This window comes from Flavobacterium ajazii (assembly GCF_010614725.1).
Taxonomy (GTDB): Bacteria; Bacteroidota; Bacteroidia; order Flavobacteriales; family Flavobacteriaceae; genus Flavobacterium; species Flavobacterium ajazii.
Map to the genome: position 1 here is coordinate 80,389 of NZ_JAAEHL010000018.1, position 19,290 is coordinate 99,678.

General features: G+C 36.1%; 14 protein-coding genes. 3 read left to right on the top strand and 11 right to left on the bottom strand.

Features of this window, described 5'->3' with window-relative positions:
• The 6 genes from bufB to GWR14_RS23265 form a co-directional block, all read right to left on the bottom strand.
• Window positions 1–915 carry an MNIO family bufferin maturase gene (gene bufB, locus GWR14_RS23240; RefSeq protein ID WP_163411533.1) on the bottom strand — a complete coding sequence of 305 codons (915 nt, stop codon included), beginning with the start codon at window positions 913–915 and terminating at the stop codon, window positions 1–3.
• Window positions 905–1,492 carry a hypothetical protein gene (locus GWR14_RS23245; RefSeq protein WP_163411534.1) on the bottom strand — a complete coding sequence of 196 codons (588 nt, stop codon included), beginning with the start codon at window positions 1,490–1,492 and terminating at the stop codon, window positions 905–907. The genes bufB and GWR14_RS23245 overlap by 11 nt, the downstream gene beginning before the upstream one ends.
• A gap of 16 nt (window positions 1,493–1,508) precedes the next feature.
• Window positions 1,509–3,023: a ferritin-like domain-containing protein gene (locus GWR14_RS23250; RefSeq protein ID WP_163411535.1), complete on the bottom strand. Its 1,515-nt coding sequence runs from the start codon at window positions 3,021–3,023 to the stop codon at window positions 1,509–1,511.
• A 20-nt stretch (window positions 3,024–3,043) separates the two neighbouring features.
• On the bottom strand, window positions 3,044–5,038 hold the full coding sequence (locus GWR14_RS23255; protein WP_163411536.1) for a flavin monoamine oxidase family protein: 1,995 nt from the start codon (window positions 5,036–5,038) through the stop codon (window positions 3,044–3,046).
• 46 nt (window positions 5,039–5,084) lie between these two features.
• Window positions 5,085–6,803: an alpha-keto acid decarboxylase family protein gene (locus GWR14_RS23260; RefSeq protein ID WP_163411537.1), complete on the bottom strand. Its 1,719-nt coding sequence runs from the start codon at window positions 6,801–6,803 to the stop codon at window positions 5,085–5,087.
• Between the two features lie 84 nt (window positions 6,804–6,887).
• Window positions 6,888–8,255 carry a heme-binding protein gene (locus GWR14_RS23265; RefSeq protein WP_163411538.1) on the bottom strand — a complete coding sequence of 456 codons (1,368 nt, stop codon included), beginning with the start codon at window positions 8,253–8,255 and terminating at the stop codon, window positions 6,888–6,890.
• 537 nt (window positions 8,256–8,792) lie between these two features.
• Here GWR14_RS23265 and GWR14_RS23270 point away from each other — a divergent pair.
• Both GWR14_RS23270 and GWR14_RS23275 read left to right on the top strand, forming a co-directional pair.
• Window positions 8,793–9,230 carry a DUF2141 domain-containing protein gene (locus tag GWR14_RS23270; protein WP_163411539.1) on the top strand — a complete coding sequence of 146 codons (438 nt, stop codon included), beginning with the start codon at window positions 8,793–8,795 and terminating at the stop codon, window positions 9,228–9,230.
• 36 nt (window positions 9,231–9,266) lie between these two features.
• Window positions 9,267–9,959, top strand: coding sequence for a DUF4397 domain-containing protein (locus GWR14_RS23275; RefSeq protein WP_163411540.1), 693 nt, complete (start codon window positions 9,267–9,269; stop codon window positions 9,957–9,959).
• Between the two features lie 194 nt (window positions 9,960–10,153).
• Here GWR14_RS23275 and istB read toward each other — a convergent pair whose 3' ends face one another.
• Together istB and istA are read right to left on the bottom strand one after the other, a co-directional pair.
• Entirely contained in the window at window positions 10,154–10,891 is a 738-nt protein-coding gene (gene istB, locus GWR14_RS23280; RefSeq protein ID WP_163411541.1) for an IS21-like element helper ATPase IstB, read from the bottom strand.
• Window positions 10,892–10,903: 12 nt separating this feature from the next.
• Complete coding sequence (gene istA, locus GWR14_RS23285; protein WP_163411542.1) at window positions 10,904–12,451, bottom strand: IS21 family transposase; 1,548 nt, start codon at window positions 12,449–12,451, stop codon at window positions 10,904–10,906.
• A gap of 161 nt (window positions 12,452–12,612) precedes the next feature.
• Here istA and GWR14_RS23290 point away from each other — a divergent pair, with 161 nt between their 5' ends.
• A complete protein-coding gene (locus GWR14_RS23290) occupies window positions 12,613–13,650 on the top strand; it encodes a TlpA family protein disulfide reductase (RefSeq protein ID WP_163411543.1) in 1,038 nt (345 codons plus the stop codon).
• A 422-nt stretch (window positions 13,651–14,072) separates the two neighbouring features.
• Here the strand turns inward: GWR14_RS23290 and GWR14_RS23295 are convergent, their stop codons facing one another.
• The 3 genes from GWR14_RS23295 to GWR14_RS23305 form a co-directional block, all read right to left on the bottom strand.
• Window positions 14,073–16,076: an OmpA family protein gene (locus GWR14_RS23295; protein WP_163411544.1), complete on the bottom strand. Its 2,004-nt coding sequence runs from the start codon at window positions 16,074–16,076 to the stop codon at window positions 14,073–14,075.
• Between the two features lie 12 nt (window positions 16,077–16,088).
• Window positions 16,089–17,000: a PorP/SprF family type IX secretion system membrane protein gene (locus GWR14_RS23300; RefSeq protein ID WP_163411545.1), complete on the bottom strand. Its 912-nt coding sequence runs from the start codon at window positions 16,998–17,000 to the stop codon at window positions 16,089–16,091.
• A 56-nt stretch (window positions 17,001–17,056) separates the two neighbouring features.
• The coding region (locus GWR14_RS23305; protein WP_163411546.1) for a T9SS type B sorting domain-containing protein at window positions 17,057–19,290 on the bottom strand (2,234 nt) is incomplete at its 5' end.

Below are 19,290 nucleotides of genomic sequence, written 5' to 3' on the forward strand. Positions count from 1 at the left end.
TTATAAAAATTTGTCTACAGCGAATAAATTCAATGGGTTTGAAACTTGTTCTTTATCTATAGAAAAAACTTCTTTTTCAACTCCAACAAATGCTGCATCCATATATTGCTTTGATTTAAGCAATTCAGAATGATATACATCAAAAGCCGGAATATTTCCGTCCCATTCCAATAAAACTGATACCTGATTGACTAATTGATAAGCCTGTTGAAACAATTTCCAAACCTGATTATTTACTTCCCTATCATGTGTATCAATAATATAATTGCCACAATTTTGATGGCCTGCCAAATGCATTTGAACTACTTTATCATGTGGAATTCCGTTGATGTATGCTACAGGATCAAAATCATTATTAAAAGAAGATACGTATACATTGTTTACATCCAGAAGTAATCCACAGCCAGTTTCTTCGGTCATGATACGCAAAAACTCCCATTCCGGAAGTGTCGAATTATTGAAAGATGCATAGGTACTTGGATTTTCTACAATGAGCGGTCGTTCTAAGTAATCCTGAACTTGTCTAATTCGGTTACAAACGTGTTTTAATGACTCTTCATTTAGCGGAAGCGGCAATAAATCGTGCGAATTGGTCGTTAAAACTCCTGTCCAGCATAAATGGTCACTAATCCAGGCGGGTTTTACCTCAGCAGCCAGTTGTTTTAAACTCTTTAGGTAATCAAAATTTAAGGGATCAGTGCTTCCTATAGAAAGCGATACCCCGTGCATAACCACGGGATATTTTTCTGCTATTTGATGTAAAATATATCTCGGAAGCCCGTAAGAATCCATAAAATTCTCAGAAATTACCTCAAACCAGTCTACGGCAGGGTTCTTTTCGAGAATGTGCTCAAAATGCTGGCTTCTGAGTCCTAAACCCAATCCTAAATTGGGCAATCCAAGTCTATTTTCCATGGTTTTTTGATTGACAATTGGAAAGACTTTCCGGTAATTTTTTAGCGCTTTCTTCTTCCATTTTCAAAACCCTCTGCGTTGCTGCAGCCTTTCTGTCGGCAGGGTTATTAACATAAGAACAAAATCTTGAACCGCTCTGCCCGCAGGACGAATAATCTACACCCGAAGTACCGCGGATTGTGTTTACATAATCATCGCTTGGTCCGTATTGTTGTGGAGCCTCGCCAAACGACAGTCCGCTTTCTTTTCTTTTTTCTTCAAATCGTATCCTTGCCAACTGCCATACACTTAACCCTTTATTAGGTCCTTGTGCCATAAAACGCGAAGACAAAATTGGTATACCACAGCTACCCTGATAACGACAATCATTTTCACCCGGATGACAAAGTTCTTCGGTGGTTCCAAAAATACCGCAGCCTCCCTGCCCTTTACAGGCGTTTAAGGTATGGCAAGGATGACCAACTGCTGTTGAGCAATCTCCTTGACCTGCACAATCATTATTTCCTGAATATCCTGCATTCTTACATGAATTAAGCCCCATACATACATGAAGCTCTTTGATTTCTAATTCTGACATGTTGTATCTTTTTATATTAATGATTGTGTCTATAAGGTGTACTTGGTACTTTAGGAATATCGGCTTCAATGCTGTAATCCAATCCCACGTCTGGTAAAGACGGGAAATAGTTTTCGCTTTTGATTGCCCAGCCCCAATTTACAGGATCAGCTTTTGCTAATTGCTCAACCAGATTCATGATTTGTGCTTTTGGCCTTAAGAAACTTTGTTCAAACGAAAAAGGTTCAAATGTTAAAGCACCTTTATAAGCCTGATTGCCTTTGGTATAAGTGTATTGATTAATTTGGTTTCCAACACCACTCAAAAGCCAGATCATTGATTTATGAATACCAAAAATGAATAAATCGTATTGTGTACTTTCATCTTTGTAGTAACAGGCTTCGATCATTAAAAGAATATAAGCAAAAACGGCATTACCCAGTTGTGAACACAGTGCCAGTGACTGATTTCCGGAAGCAATGTAATCGGCTGTTTTCGGATCGGCATCAGTATCGTACACAAAATAGCTGAAGAAATCATCTAAGCCCTGAATGTTACGGAACTTTTGCTGATAATGTCCTCCAAGCGTATAAGCTTCAAGAAATTTGGCAAAATGGGCAGGCTCTTTTCCTGAATCATCAAAATCACCTTCCCAAAAAACTACTTTGCCATCCACAATATCCATTGGTACCGGCATTTTATTTTCGCCCCAAATTAAGGTATGCTGCTTGTATTTACTTTTTCCTTCTCCCTGTTCAATGATGCGATGTATAGCTTCAATTGCAGAGTGAGCGTCGTGTACGCCAACAAGTCCTTCACTATCATCTGTATTGGCAAATTGAGGATTGTGCTCTCTGTCATAATGTACCGTATTCATTGAATTTTGAGAATAATACGGTCTCGGACGATCCGGATTATCCGGAGGAAGTAGTTGTGGTCTTTGCTCATAAGGTCCCGGGAAATCCTCTTTTATACATTTGATAATCATTTCATACAAACGCCCTATTGTTTGATATTCAACTGTATCTAATAATTGTGCATTTGCATAAGGATCTTTAAACGGCTCAGGGCTTTCAATTTGCAAAAATGTAGTCAATTGCTTCAATGACAATTTTGCTGCATTAATTTGAAATTCAGGAATATGTCCGTCTAATTGTGTTGGAAAAGATAATACTTTTCCAATTCCCATTAAATCAGGTGCCGTTTGACAAACTGCCTGTTTCACATTGCATGAAAGTGCCAGATGCAGCATTTCTTCAATAACAACACTCATAATTAAAGCAGCTGATTTATTCGAATAAACCAATATATCCAGTTTCAGGTCTTGCGCTAATTCGTCAATTTCGGCAGCAGTACGCACACCAGATTGTGAAAGCTGCGAATGAAGTTTAGCGTACAGTTTATCCTGATCCTGCGCTCTGTTAATGGAATAATAGGTAGACAAATACGTCGGAATAGTAGCAAGCTCCAGTGCAATTGCCTGCTGCATTACATCTTTGATATTCTCTTTTGTTACCGAAGTAGAATAGGTAAATAGTTTTTTTGTTTTCATTTGTTTTTGGTTAAAATAGATTACTCCGGACTGATAAATGGATAGTATTTTTCGTCGATAATAGGTTGAATACCAAAGAAATCATTCAGAACAGATTCGGCAGTACAAAATGCACCTTCTACCCAGGCCTGATCGTTTGAATATGTTTCTCCCACGATAAAAATTTCGCAGTCTGTGTTTGGAACAAGCTGTGATGGTTTTCTGATTTTTCTTTGTACATCGCCTAAATTATAGTGTGATTTATAAGCGTGATATCCTGCATTAAATGGAGGAAGCGACCAGTCCATATATTTCGTTTCTAAAGGTTCTGGTACATACGAATAATCAGCCTGCGGTCCAAAATGCAGTGATGCCAATTGTGAACGAAGCATTTTTACCATTACCGGAGTAGCATCTCTTGGCCCTTCAAGCGGTTGTAAATCTCTTGATTCAGGAATTTCGCGAGTTGCATCTGGTCCAAGTTCTAGAGCTTTCCAGAATGTTGCGTATAGAATATCATCATAACTGGCCAAAATACCATATACTTTTTTTCCTTTTCCGTCTCTGGCATTATCACCAAAATAAACGACTTGTCGGATAGGCATATCTGTAATACTTGGGCCAATAGTATCTAATTCGGCAATAGTTGAGATTTGTTTTTCTTCTTTAAAAGTTAAACGCTCCTGAATTGCATTTTCTACAGCAGCTATAAAACTGGCTTTATCATTAAAGGTATTTGCTATAATAACCGGGTTTGTAGCCTTTTCAATTTCCTTAAGATATTTAGATGGAAAATTCTCTTTTTTTAATTTCTCAATTCCTTCCTGTGTTAAAAAATAACTTGTTAGCTTAGCCGGATAAGTTGGACTTCCTGCCTCAGTTGTTCTCCACCAGGGTGTATCGAAAAACATTCCTATTTTGTATGAAGGTTCCATTAATACAGACTCTAAATACAGCTGTACTTTTTCGTGATTTAATACATCCGTTCCTTCATCATCACTGTATCTGCTTGCCTGCGCCACTAAGTCAATTGCTGCTCTTGGCATAGCCAAAAATGCGGCATCACATTTTTTTCTTTCTGCAAGTGCATCCGGATCTTTGCGTGTTGCAGTTGTAAAATTCACTCCAGATTTTGTGTGTATAATAGAACGCAGCCTAACATTTGGATAATAATTTAGGGTAATCCCTTTTTGTTTTGCTAGTTTTTCAACTTCTTCAAATAAGCTGTCAAATAAACTGGAATATCCTTTTATTAATGTTTTGTATTCTGTTCCCGGAAGAAACTCATCATTCACATTAAATGACTGAGCGCTATTGCTGTTTACTACGTTTGAACTATAGCCATTACCATCAGATAAATAACCAAATCCTTCTTGTCCAAGCATATCGTAACCTAAGTTCCAATATCCTATTTCCTTTAGCAAATCTCCTTTTTGAAAGATCGAACTATCTGGCATATCAACATTGATTCTTCCTTCTTCATAAAATTTGCACCATTCTCTACGGGTAGTCGGCCCTGATGTTTGTGTGATTGCTACAGATTGTATCGTTGTAAAACCATCATCTGGCGGAGCATCCTGAGCGTAATTATTTGCGAAATATGGGGCTGGCTGGTTAGAATTGATATCTGAGATATACATGTTTTTTGAACGCAACGACATTAAAGGATCTGCTGATTCATTAAACGGAACTGAATCTTTCTTTAAATCCAATTCTTCAATTGTTTTAGTTACTAAACGATGTCCAGGTCCCTGAGGAGTACCATCCCAATATAAATATCTCATACCTCCTAATTCAAGGTACGAATTGTCTTTGTCATCTTTATAATGCCATGTACAAACACGTGCGCCCGGTTCTCTGGTTCCCGGATTTTTTTTAGAAAAATCATATTTTCCCCAGTCGTAAAGTTCTAATACATCGCCCTTAACGAGCATTTTTTCGTTTTTGGCGAGTTTAGATTTTCCATCAAGTAATCTCCATGCAGTATAGAGTCCGGCTGCACCTGCTCCAAAAATAGAGTATGTTTTTTTGCTCATGATAGTATAGTTTTCAAATTTTTAGTAGTTTTTATAGATAGTGGTTTTATTCATTTCCAAGTCTTGCCATTTGTTGTGCGAGATCTTTTTGAGGAATCACAATTTCTACCAGGGTTGGAAGATTTGTTTTTTTCTTAAGTTTTAGAAGTACTTCATCTAACTCTGAAACAGTTTCTGCACGGTAGCTGTTGGCTCCAAATGCTTTGGCAAGTGCCTGATAATCCCATTTTGGAAGAATATCAAATTCGTCAAATTTATGATCTGGTCCTGCTTTAAACGAATCCATATCTACATAAACTTGTTCAATTGCATATACTCCGTTGCTCATTACAAAAATTACAGAGTTGATGTTGTATTTTACAAGTGTCGAAAGTGATTGTGCAATCATCATAAAACCGCCGTCACCAGCTACTGTCCAGGCTTGCTTACCGCTTCCTAGTTGAGCTCCTGAAGCTGCACCAGTTTCAAAACCAATACACTGCCACGCTGCCGAAGATATATAAGCATTTTGAGATAATCCGTAAATATTGGTAGCCACGTACATTGATGAACTTACACCAAAAGTCATTACAATATCATCCAGCATTTTTTCTTTTTTCAGAAAAGATGTAGCATGCTCAAAAAAGCGGTTAAAGGTTATTATTTCCGGAGTTAAATCGTATTTAGGATCAGAATTAGATCGCCAAGGTTCAGGGAATTTTGGCTGAGCCGGAGCTTTTACTTTTAAAGGATATCCTGAAGCTTTTTTAAATCGTTCTGTTAAGGCTTCAATAAAGTCTTTTAAAGTTACTCCCGAATAAGTAAAATAACCAACTCTCGTTTCCTGAGTCGTTACCTGAATCATATCCGAAAATTTATTTTCTACCAACCATAAATAATCATCAGTAATAATAGTTCCTAAAGATAAAATACAGTCCGAAGCTTCGACCACTTTTATAACTTCGGGTATTGAAGCCTGATCAGAATAGGTTCCGATAAATTTATCGCCTTTTTCATCCAAAACCGTTTTTCCAAGTGAAGTTGTAGTGTACAACATTCCGCTTGCTTTAATAAGTTCTTCTAATTGCTTGGTTAGTTTATGTCGCAAAAGCTCTACACCTGCAAAAATTATAGGTGTTTTCGCCTGACTAATTTGAGACCATGCCTGAGAAACAGCATTTTCAAGTGCTGCTGGTTCACTCTTTATTATTTCAGCTTCCAATTTTTTATTGGAAGGTTTAGGACAAGGTTCGCCCCATACCTCTTTATAACATGCTATGTATACGGGTCTTTGATGCGTAAGTGCTGCGATAAGTAATTTATCTATTTTTTCAGGAGCGTCTACAGAACTACTCAGCGTCTCAGCAGCAACAGTCACTCTTTCATAAACTTCCTGATCTGCGTTAAGATTACCTGTAGAATGATGGTAAAGTACATTGTACATACTTCCAATTTGTCTTGCATCAGCTCCGGGTGTAGCACTAATTACAACAACAGGACTGCGCTCTACATAAGCTCCTGCAATAGCATTTAATGCGCTAAAAGTACTTACCCCGTATTGTAAAGATACAGCCGCTAAACCTCTCGTACGTGCATAAGCATCTGCTGCATAAGAAGCGTCTAGTTCGTTTGAAGTTCCAATGGTTTCGATTCCATCAAAGTATTCCAGAGCCTGTGTAAAATGTTTTACATAGTCGCCCGGAATTTGAAAAACCTCAGTGACATTTAATTGTTTAAGCCGGGTAAGCAGATAATCTGCAACCGTAAATTCTTTTGTAGGTTTCATTTTTTGGTTATTATAATTAGGAGTGTTTTGTTTATATCAATAAATCTCTTCAGCTTACTTTCTGAAGAGATTTATATTAGTCTTTTAAATTTTAATACGAACTTGCAGACTGCCAATATTATCGGCTAATCCGGCTCCGTATTCAGCATTTAAATCATCGTTGATACACAACTTCAATGGACCGCTTTGACCAGCAGGGGTTGTAACTGGCCCGTTTCCAATAAAAAATGGAGCATTATTTCCAACCTGTCCTATAAGTGACCCCATGTTTACATTTTGGACAGGATATCCTGATTGGGTTACAATGATACCCGGGCATCCATTTGCATCATACAGATTACCATTATTGGTTTGCGGATCTGCTGTCCATAGACCAGATTCGTAACTTATTGTTATTGTATTACCCGGTTGTACAGCAATTCCAGTATTTTGCCACGCTTGGGTTGCATTAACCGGAACAAAAGTTTCTACCAGCTGCAGGGTATTAGCATCGATATGTAAAAACTGAGTTGGCATACCATTAATCACAAATTGTAAAACAATATTTTGAATGTATTGTAACTGAGTCGTTCCGTTACTTAAATTTTCAACATACCAGGTGGTGTTCATTGAAAGCACTTTTCCAAAAGAATTTTCAAAATTTATATTGCTTACTGCACCACCTTCATTACTTGTACTTACCGTAATACTTGAATAACTGTCAACAGTAATTCCCTGACTGTTCAATGTACTCAATTGCTGTGTTAAATAAGTTGACGGATCAATTACTGTAGGATCTGTAAATGGTAATTTAGTTCTGTCTGCGGTTGGAAAAACCGGATTTCCTGTTCCCGAAGCAACTGGTCCTCCCGTCATTAAAACGGAAACTCCATGAGGAACCGAAATTTGTTTGTTATACTGAGTTGCCGGATTTTGTACAGGAATTGGATTTGAATCCGGAACAAACCCAGGACCATAAGGGCCTTCAACCTGGTTTTGTATTACGTGATAAAGCCAGGTTCCGTTTTCTGCATGAATTAAAGTATTTTGAATGGGCTGTGCTCCGTTTGGATCGGCATTGTTGGCAATGTATACTCTTTGTTCATAAAACAACACGCTGCTTGCTTGTGTATATTGTCCTTCTCTATTTGGTGCACCTCCAGCTATAGCCGAAAATGAAATTTCTTCGAAATAAGGAAAGTTTTTAGTAATGTAACCATTTGGAGCATCTGTTTGGGGTAAAGGCATAACATTGTAACCTGTAGCATTTGCTCCCGTAGGACTATTCCAGGTACCAATAAAATTATTTAAAAGCCCAAGATTAGAAGTACCAATAACCGGCGGCTGATTCGTTGTTGATACAAGCGGAGTTGTAATATCTGGAATTACCGCTGGTGGTGCTGTTACCGCCGCAGCTGCTTGTTGAGCCTGATAAGGGCATGTTTGCTGTTGTAAACCGTTTGAATTTTCCATTTTGTTATGTATTTTGATCCTTTTCAGGTTAGTTACGTCTCGTTTTGGAAAGTGATTCTGAGGCACATTAGCGCATGCATCTTTATCTCATTTCAGTAATAAAATTACTATGCCGCTATAATTCAAATTAAAAAAAAGGCATGAATGCGGAATTTTTATCCATGAGAGGTCGAAATAAAAGCATAAGATCATTTTGCTGTATTTTGGAGTATTCGTTTTATTTAAATATGCTTTAATTAAGCAATCCTCAAAAGCAATAAAATTGCATTGTTTTTAAAATGATGTAAAAACAAAAAAACCGCTATAATAAAGGGTTCCAGTGTGAAGATTATGGATTAATGCAAACTAGATTAAGCAATAACAATTCTTTTCTTAAAATATTTTTCCTGTTATTAATTGTCTCTATTATGATATCTTTTTTCTCTACATAACGGTTCACCCGTAAAATTGTCCGTTTGGCTTTATTTTTTATGACTCTTAAGAAACTGCCTTATTACTTTCGCAGAGCAATATCCTAAAATTCAAATAATGATTCAAATGAAAATCCCCCAAACAGGCTGGCTTACAATCTTAATAGTCATTTTATGCTTTACCAATTCTTATGGACAAAATACCAATGTAAAAATTTCAGGTATCCGCTCAGAAAAAGGACAAATTATATTAAATGTATTTAAAAACAGTGAAGATTACGAACAGGAAAAAGTTTTCAAAAAATTAATCTTTGAAAAAAAGACCGTTGATAACGGCTCGATGAAAATTAATTTCAATATCGAACCTGGAATTTACGGCATCACTCTTATTGATGATGAAAATAAAAATGGGGAACTCAATAAAAATCTAATTGGAATACCCAAAGAAGGTTTTGGTTTCTCGGACTTCTTCATGGAAAAGATGAAAAAACCAGTCTTTGATGACTTTAAGGTAACTATAAAAAACCCAAACAACAAAATCACCATTAAGGTAAAATATATGTAATTGGATAAAAGCTAAGTAAAACTCAAATTTAAAATTATGAAAATTAAAACAATCTTTATTAAATTAATCCCTGTAAAGGTAATGGCTGCAGCAGTCTTAATATTTTTATCATCTTGTGATAGTAACGAAGTAGATCCTTTTGGTTCTGCACACCTTAAAATTGTAAATGCCGCACCTAACTCAGGTTCTCAAAAATTTGTCATGGCTAACATTCCTTACATTAATAATCTGGATTATCTGGAGCATTCGGTATCGTACCATGATGTAGCTGTGGGAAACAATCTGGTAAGCCAGTTTAGAGATCAAAACGATAATGACCTATATGCTTCTGAAGAACTTGATCTGGATGATGATAAAAGATATACTGTATACTTAACAGGAGAATCAAGAAATGATGCAGAAGTGAGACTTTATGAGGATAATATAACTGCTCCGGCCAGTGGAAAAGCCAAAGTAAAATTTATTCATTTAAGCGGTGGTGCTCCTGCCAATATTGATTTTATTGATGCCCAAGGCAATAATCTGGCTTTAAATGTTGCACGTTACAATCAAAGCGGTTATTCTGAAATTAATGCCGGTTCATTAGGTATTCAAGTACGCGGCAGCGGGGAATCTGAAAATCTGGCAGCCTTGGCAGCAACTGATTTTGCTGCCGGAAAAGTTTATACTGTATTTATAGCCGGATCTTCTGCTTCTGGATATACAGTCAAACTGATTTTGCATAATTAAGTTATCGCTATATTTCATAATAAATGACTAATTGTAAAAACCATTGATATTGACCACCTAATTTCAATTTAAAGTGACCATCTAGTTTCGGTTTAAAGTGACCACCTATTTTCGGTGCAAAGTGAGCACCTCCATTTATTTCAAAAAACTACTTTTTTTCATTTGTTAATTTATATTCAAATATAGATAAATAATTATCCTTTATTTATGCTTTTTTTCTTTCTCATTGATTCGCCATGCAGTTCAACTCTGTGCGATTGATGTATTAATCTGTCTAAGATTGCATCTGCTATGGTTTTCTCCCCAATGATATCATACCATCCCTGAACTGGGATTTGCGAAGTTACAATGATAGAACCGTTATTATGCCTGTCTTCAATGATCTCTAGGAGTGTAATTCTGTTGTGATTATCGAGTGCTTGCAATCCAAAATCATCAAGTATTATAACATCCTGCCTTTGTATTTTAGCAAGTTCTCTTAAGTAAGTACCGTCTGCTTTTGCCATTTTTAATTTTGCGAACAGTTTTGAAGTATTAAAATAACTTACTTTATATCCCTCTATGCAAGCCTGATAACCCAGAGCTGTTCCTAAAAAACTTTTACCCACGCCAGTGCTTCCGGTTATTAAGACATTTTCGTTCTTTTCAACAAAACTGCACTCTGCAAGACGAAGTATAAGGTTTCTGTCAATGTTTCGGGACTGATCAAAATTGATGCTTTCAATATTTGATTTGTAGTGGAAGCGTGCATTTGTAATACTTCGTTCAATACGTCTGTTGTGTCTTTCATCCCATTCTGCATCTATCATCATCGATATAAACTGATCGATCGTATAATGGTCAGTTTTGCCACTTTCAATGGCTGTTTTAAAAGCGTTATGCATTCCATGAAGCTTCATTTGCTTCATTTTTGTTGCGGTAGATTCATTCATTGTATATTGATTTTAGTTAAAATAATGTTTCCCTCTAATGTTATTATGCTCAGGAAGACCCTGTTCTTTTTCTTGTTCAAATGGTATTTTATCGAGACTGTTCTCTAAGATGTTGTTTATAGTTTTAAAATTATAAATCTTAAAGTCCAGTGCGCGTTTACAGGCATTTATCAATCTTTCTGTACCTACCTTTTTTTCAAAAGATAATATCCCTAAACAACTTTTGTATGCCTGTTCTGGATGGCTTCTGCTATCGATTATCTGCATAATATATTCTCCTACTGAAGGATCAATGCTGTTGGCCCATTCAATAAATCTAAAGGCACTCCATTCTGATACAAATTGATGTGTACTTGCCAGATGTTCCGGATTTGTAGTATAGATATAAGGTTTAGGATTCCTGCTGTGAGTAGCTATACGATTGTATTTGAAGTAGATTTCAACTGTTGATGTTGTATACAACAGTTTTACTTTTTTCTTTATATATTGATAAGGTACGCTGTAATAGTTTTTGTCCTGGCTTAATTGAACATGTCCGTTTTGCATAACTGTCGCCATTGAATGATATTTGATTTCAAAACGTTCCTGAGGAAGTGGTTGTAATTCATGCTTCTCGTCTTCAATAAACAACTCAAAACGAGAGTATGGGCGTCCTGTAAGCTTTCTGTTATTATGATCATCAAGCAAGTACCATATAGTTTCATTTAACTCTTCTAAACTAAAGAATTCTATGTCCTTTAAATTCGCATAAATTCTTCTGTAAAGTATTTTAACCGCTCCTTCAACCAGAGATTTATCCCTTGGTCTATATGCTCTTGCGGGCAGAATAGTGGTTTCATAGTGTTCTGCTAAATCTGCAAGAGTTTCATTAATGGTGGGTTCGAAGCGACTGCTTTTGATTACGGCAGATTTTAGATTGTCCGGCACAATTGCGGCAGGAGTACCTTCGAAAAAGCATATCGCATTTTCTACTGAAGCAACAAAATCTTCTTTTTGCTGACTCATAGAAGCCTCTGCATAAGTATATTGGCTTGCTCCAAGAATGGCTACAAAAAACTGTACTTCCTTGATTTCAGATGTTGATTTGTCAACAATTGAGAGTGTCTTTCCGGCATAATCCACATACATTTTATCTCCAGCCTTATGAATCATATGCATCACAGGATTGACCTTATTACTCCATTTGAAGTAGTGGAATCTAAATTGAGAGATTCTAAATCCATCAACATTTAAAGAGATATAGCGCTCCCACATGCCATACATGGTTACGCCTGTTTTCTTTAATTCCCGTTCCATTTGCGGAAAAAACTCATAGACCTTTTGTATCCTTGGAGTGGTAATCTCTTCTGTGCTTTGGGAAAAAAGTGCGTCTAATTCTACATCTGTTTTTTGATTAATCGATTCAAGACTTAATCCAAGTACTTCAAATAAAGAGATGTATTTCTTTACCGTATTTCTGGAAAGAGACAAATACTTGCTTATAAACAACTTGCTCTTACCGCCACAATGTAATTTAATTACTTTTCTAATTTTATTCATGTCTATTGTATTATTTGCCATAGTCTGTAGTTTTATACAGATCCATGGTTAAACAACATGAAAAAAAGTAGTTTTTTGGTGGTCAATTTACACCGAAAACAGGTGGTCAGTTTGAATTGAAAAAGGGTGGTCAGTTTGCTCCGAAACTGATGCTCACTTTAGGCTGAAAATTTATGGTCAATTTGACCGTTTTTTCCACAGACAGCAAAGGAAATAAGTTTCCCAAAGAAAGCATTTATGCTGAAATGGCCTGTGATATGACTGAATCAAACGCAGATGCAGCCGCAGAATATTTAAAATACGGACTGGATGATTCTAAAGCAAACCTTGATAAACTGCTAATTGAAAAGAATGTAAAAGAAGATCTCATAATTCGTGCAAAAAGCACTTATATAAAAATGCTTACAGCATATATTAATGCCCTTTCAAATGGACAAAATCCTGAAAATGGCTTTCTGCTTGCAAAAGAAAAATACGAATACTCTAAAAAAATGAAATCAATTAATAATCGCTTTGAAACCGCAATAGAAAAAGCGTATGCAAATGCTCTTTTAAAGACAAAACGTTATTCAGACGCTCTTCCTTTTTTGGAAACGTACGTGTTACAAGGCAGTTCTGATCCGATCACTTTGTCTGACCTTAAAACAGCTTATCTGGCTAAAAATGGGCAGAATGCTGATTTTGACTCTTATCTCTTAAAACTTAAAACAGAGCAGAAAACTGTTTTAAAAGAAGAAATAACAAAAATTGCGATTAAAGAACCTGCACCAGAATTTGAACTGAAAGATGTAAATGGAAAAACAGTCAGACTGAGTGATTATAAAGGTAAGGTTGTGGTACTTGATTTCTGGGCAACTTGGTGTGGCCCTTGTAAAGCATCATTTCCAGCCATGCAGAAAACCATTAACAGATATAATAACGATCCCGGCGTCGTATTTTTATTCCTGCATACATGGGAGAAAAAATCAGGTAATCCAACAGTAGAAGCCGGTAAATACATCACAGATAATAAATATACTTTTAAAGTTCTGATGGATCTTCGAAATTCAGTAACCAATGAAAGTGCAGCCGCATCCGCTTACAAAGTAAAAGGAATACCAGCCAAATTTGTAATTGACGGCAAAGGTGATATTCGTTTCAGCACTTCGGGATTTTCACAAGATGCAGACAAAGCTGTTGAAGAATTATCGGCCATGATTGAATTTGCCAAACAGAGATAATGTATCGGATGTGCTGGGGATTAATTATTGCATTAAACATTTAGATTATCGATAATTTATATTAATATGAGGCTGTCTCAAAAGTGTAGACCGCCTCTATATTCATTTTTGACAATAAAATTCCATAGCATAAACAATTATGCTTCGTCATTAAAGTTCGATTTTACTGTACAAAATTTGGTAACTAAACAACTTGACATGTTAATCTGCTAATGGTATGCGACTCTTTTTTATTTCTGAACTAATAATCTGAAGGTAAGATTTTTTCACATTACTAAAGTACTGCAATAAATTACAGACTTTTAAGCCCTAAACTGAAACCAACAAAAAAGCAGCCTTCTCAAGCTGCTTTTAATAATAATCATTGATAACTAAGAATCAATATTTCTTAATGCTCTACAGGTATAATTTATATTTCCTAACTACATACTAATAATGATGAACTCACTTCGTCTGTTTAACTGATGTTGTTTTTCTGTACATTTTACTCCATCGGCACATTTATTGACTAATTGGGTTTCTCCGTATCCTTTGGCCGTTAATCTACTGGCATCAATTCCTTTCTTAACCAGCCAGTTTTTAGTAGATTGTGCTCGTTTTTCTGAGAGAATCATATTATTTGATGCAGACTGACGGCTATCTGTATGCGAACGAATATCAAGTTTCATTGTTGGATATTGGTTTAAAACATCAACCAGTTTCTTCAATTGAGGCTCTGATACTTTTTTGATTGTCGCCTTACCCAAATCAAAAAAGTTCATTGGCAAATGCAGTAATTTTGCTAAATCTATTCCTTCTTTTACAGCTTCCGGTTTTATTAACACCTTAACAGGTATTTTTTTTGATTCAATTTGTTTAGCTACAATTGGTATAAATATTTTTTCCAGCAAAATCTGTAGAGTAGTATTTCCTCTTCTTTTATTGATTGTTACTGAAACAGTCTTTGTTTCATAACCATTTCTGGAAATTCTCATAGAATATTTTTTCCCACAGACCACTTTAGGGAATATGTAATTCCCTTTTTCATCTGAAGAAACTGTTGCTACAAAATTGGAATTTTCGTCAAATAACATAAGAGATGCATTGGCAAGTATTTCGTTTGATTCAGCATCAGCAACAGTCCCTGTCAAATCTTGTTCACAAACCAGTCTTTTGGTTTCAGTGAATCGATAAATATCATCTAAGCCATTCCCATTTTCTCTGTTTGACGTAAAAAAACCACTTCTGCTTTTGCTGTTAATTATAAAAGCAAAATCATCTTGTTTACTATTTACCGGTTTTCCAACATTTTGAACCTCTTCAAAACTCAAATCTGAATTTATTTTGGAAACAAATATATCCAGTCCTCCTAAACCTGGTCTTCCGTCAGTGGCAAAATACAGTTCATTATCTCCTGAAATAAAGGGAAACGTTTCCCTTCCTTCTGTATTTATTTCACTTCCCAAATTTTCAGGCTTCCCAAATGTTCCGTCTTCATTTATACTTACTTTAAACAAGTCCGATTGCCCAAACGTTCCAGGCATATCTGATGCAAAATACAATGTTTTTTCATCTGGGCTTAAAGCAGGATGTGCTACACTATATTGGTCACTATTAAAAGGGAGTTCCGTAATATTCTGCCATTGATTCTGGATTAAAGTTGCTTTGTAGAGTTTTAAGAGTGTTACTTTTTTTTCGTCATTTCTTCTTTTACCATCTAAATAATTATTTCTGGTAAAATACATTGTTTTCCCATCCTGAGTAAAAACAGGTGTCGATTCATTAAACTTTGAGTTAATATTCTTTTGAAAACGCTCAGGAATCCCAACACTCCCGTCTGGCATTAAAGCTGCAGCATATAAATTAGTAAAAGATCTGTTGGTCCATTTGAACGTTTTTTTTACAACTCCACCTGTATCACGAGCCGAAGCAAAAACAAGTTTATCATTTAGAATCGTAGTACCGTAATCTGATAAAGCTGAATTTATTCCTGCATCAGCGATTTCAAAACGATTCGAATTGGCTTTTATCTCTTCTAAGTAATTCTTGTTATTTTCAAATAACATCCCGCGTTTATCAGTATTTACTTTTTTGTTAAACTCGGTTAGTATTTCGTCTGCTTTTTTATAATTCCCTGCTGCTTTAAGACATTGAGCATAACGATAAAGATATTCCGGTTCTTGTTCTGCATTCAAATCAAAAAGCTGATCGTACCATTTTACCGCTTTAGTCAATTCTGCATTAAAATAATATGCATTGCCTAATCGTTGAAATATCTTTTCATCTTTATATCCTTTTTCTGCAACTTTTTCATATACCTCGATAGCGTCTACAAACTCATATTTGTCATATTTTTTATCAGCATCAGCCGTTTCATTTTTTTGTCCGATTGCTGTCAAAGCCATCATAAACAATAAAGCTGTATAACTTATTTTTTTAATTATCATAGTAATTGAATATTAGAAGAATCTTGGTGAAGTAATACTTCTGTAACTGTTAAACAAATCAAATCGAAGGAAAACCTCGTGTGAACCTGAATTGAATTTTTGCAATCTTGTTGTTTCATGGTCGTATCCATACCCAATATATAACCCTTCTGTAACCTGAAAACCTGCCATCGCACTTAATGAAGCACTCCAACGATACCCAACTCCTACAACAAATTTATCGTTAAACATAAAATTACCCGAAACATCCACTTGTAATGGAGCTCCCTGAACCAATTTGGTCAATAATGCCGGTTTAAATTTGATGTATTCCAAATCGTCTAAATTAAATACATACCCCGCTATAAAATAGTAATTTATCCTTTCTTTAAAAATAGCGACATCTTCATTATTATAACGATTGGTTTCGATAAAATTAGGAACTGACAAACCTAAATAGGCTTTATCAGAATGCCAATAAATTCCTGCTCCTATATTTGGAGAGAATTTCCCGTCCATGTTTTGAAATTGTGCATCTCCCTGATCTTTTACATCTAATTTATTGACATCAAGATTAAATAAATTAGCTGTTGCTTTAATTCCAAATGAAAGTTTAAATGTTTCTGAGGTATGAATTGTATAAGACAAATCGGTAGAAACAGTAGTTTCATTCGTTGGTCCGATTCTGTCATTTACAACAGAGACTCCTAATCCTAAACTTTCACGATTTAAGGGAGTATTCACAGATAACGTATTAGTAGTCGGTGCTCCTTCAAGTCCAATCCATTGGGAACGATGCAGTCCAAAAATACTTAAGACACCACGGGAACCAGCATAAGCAGGATTAACATTGATAGTATTATACATATATTGTGTATACTGTGAATCTTGCTGAGCAAAACCCAAAGCAGAAAACAACATAAAAACTAAAACTAATTTTTTCATTTTATAACTTTTATTAAATGACTTACTGCAAATACAGTAAGTCATTTCTTTTTTTATTAATTGCTTAGATATAAATATCCTGCTGATTCATGCTGCTTCGCATTACTATCTTTATATTTTAAAATATAAAAATAAGTTCCTACAGGTAACTTCTCTGATTGTTTAATTGTTGTTCTTCCTTCTGAAATTCCTTTGAAATTCCCATTAGTATTATCATAACGGTCTCTTGAAAATACCAGGACACCCCAACGATTATAAATCTCAATAGTGTTGTCAGGATAACATTCAATACCTCTTATGTTAAGTTCGTCATTCAAATTATCATTATTAGGAGAAACAGCGTTAAATACTTTAATAACACAACCTTCTATGTTTGATACTGTTGGATTATCATCAGCATTATTTTTATCATCTGATTTGTCTTCAACAACAACACCTAATAGACTTTGACCTGTTACAGAAGCCTGATTTGTTACACTTCCATTATTGATATCACTTTGCGAAATAGAATATGTCGCTGTAAATGTATGCTCATCAGATTCACCAACTTGTAAACTAATTGGCTGTCCTGATAATACAATTCCTGGCAGATTATCTGTAACTTTTATTCCATATAATGGAACATTTCCTGTATTTGTAATTTTAAAGTTATAGGTAATCGTTTCACCTGCATTTGCATATCCGCTATTATCCTCATCATTAAATGTTGCCGTTTTAATAATTGCAATCGACGGAGCTTCAACAAAAACTTTTAATACAGCAGTAGTACAATTATTTGAACCAGCTTTTTCGCAGATCTCATATACCACTTCATAAGTACCTCCCGGAGTATTTGGCAATATATTTACCGTACCGTCTGAATTAAATTCAAAATATGTAAAAGTTGTTTTTTGTTGAATATTAACATCTGAAGGATCTATTTTCAATCCATTTCTAAAATCATTATCCAGAACATTTATAAATTCCAATGAACCATTTATTCCGTCTGGTGAAGCTTCATCATTATTGGCAATTAAAACAATACTCGTATCGTTAATGGTAGCCGTACCGATCGCAGTTGTATTGGCAATTGATCCAGCTGTTATTGTACCGGTTAGGGTAAAAGTTTCAGATGCTTCATTAATAGCATCAATTAAAGTAGGAACACTTACCGTTACATTAGTACTTCCTGCCGGAATAGTTACCGTAGTATTCACTAATGTATAATCAAGAGATCCTGCTGTACCGTTTGTAGTGACAACATTAATTACTGTATCTACTGAACTCGCTACATTCAAACTTACCGTGAACACTGCTGGACTACCCTCGCTTGCCGTTGGGTTTGAAATACTCATTGTTGGCACTCCATTATTATCGGTAATAGTTCCTGTTGTGCTTACTGTTGTATTGCTTGTAGTACCACTAGTTACAGTTCCTGTTAAGATAAATGTCTCATTAGGCTCATGGATGGCATCGTTCAATATTGGAATAATTACCGTTGCACTTGTACTTCCGGCAGGAATAATTACTGTTGTATTAACCGATGTATAATCAAGAGATCCTGCTGTACCGTTTGTAGTGACAACATTAATTACTGTATCTACTGAACTTGGTACATCCAAACTTACCGTGAATACTGCATTCGTCCCTTCTACTGCCACAGGAGCAGAAATACTTACCGTTGGTGTGGTTTCATCATCTGTAATTGTTACCGTAGCCTGCTGAACGCCGTTTTCTGTGGCGCCATTACCGCCTGTAACATTAGTAATGTCGATAATCACGGTTTCGTTGCCTTCGTACAGGGCATCATCGGTCGGATCAATAGTGATCGTTCCGCTCAGCTGGCCTGCTGGTATCGTAATGCTAGTATTGCTTGCGGCATAGTCTGCTCCGCTTGCCGTTCCGCTGAACCCTAAGCTTACTACTGTATCGGTAGTCGAAGCGGTGCTCAGTGTAGCGGTGATCGTTGCTGTGCCTGCTGCATTCTCAGCTATGCTTGTTGTGCCGCTTAATGTCACGGTTGGTGTGGTTTCATCATCTGTAATTGTTACCGTAACCTGCTGAACGCCGTTTTCTGTGGCACCATTACCTCCGCTTACCCCTGTGATGTCGATGATTACCGTTTCGTTGCCTTCGTACAGGGCATCATCGGTCGGATCAATAGTGATCGTTCCGGTCAGCTGGCCTGCTGGTATCGTAATGCTAGTATTGCTTGCGGCATAGTCTGCTCCGCTTGCCGTTCCGCTGAACCCTAAGCTTACTACTGTATCGGTAGTCGAAGCGGTGCTCAGTGTAGCGGTGATCGTTGCTG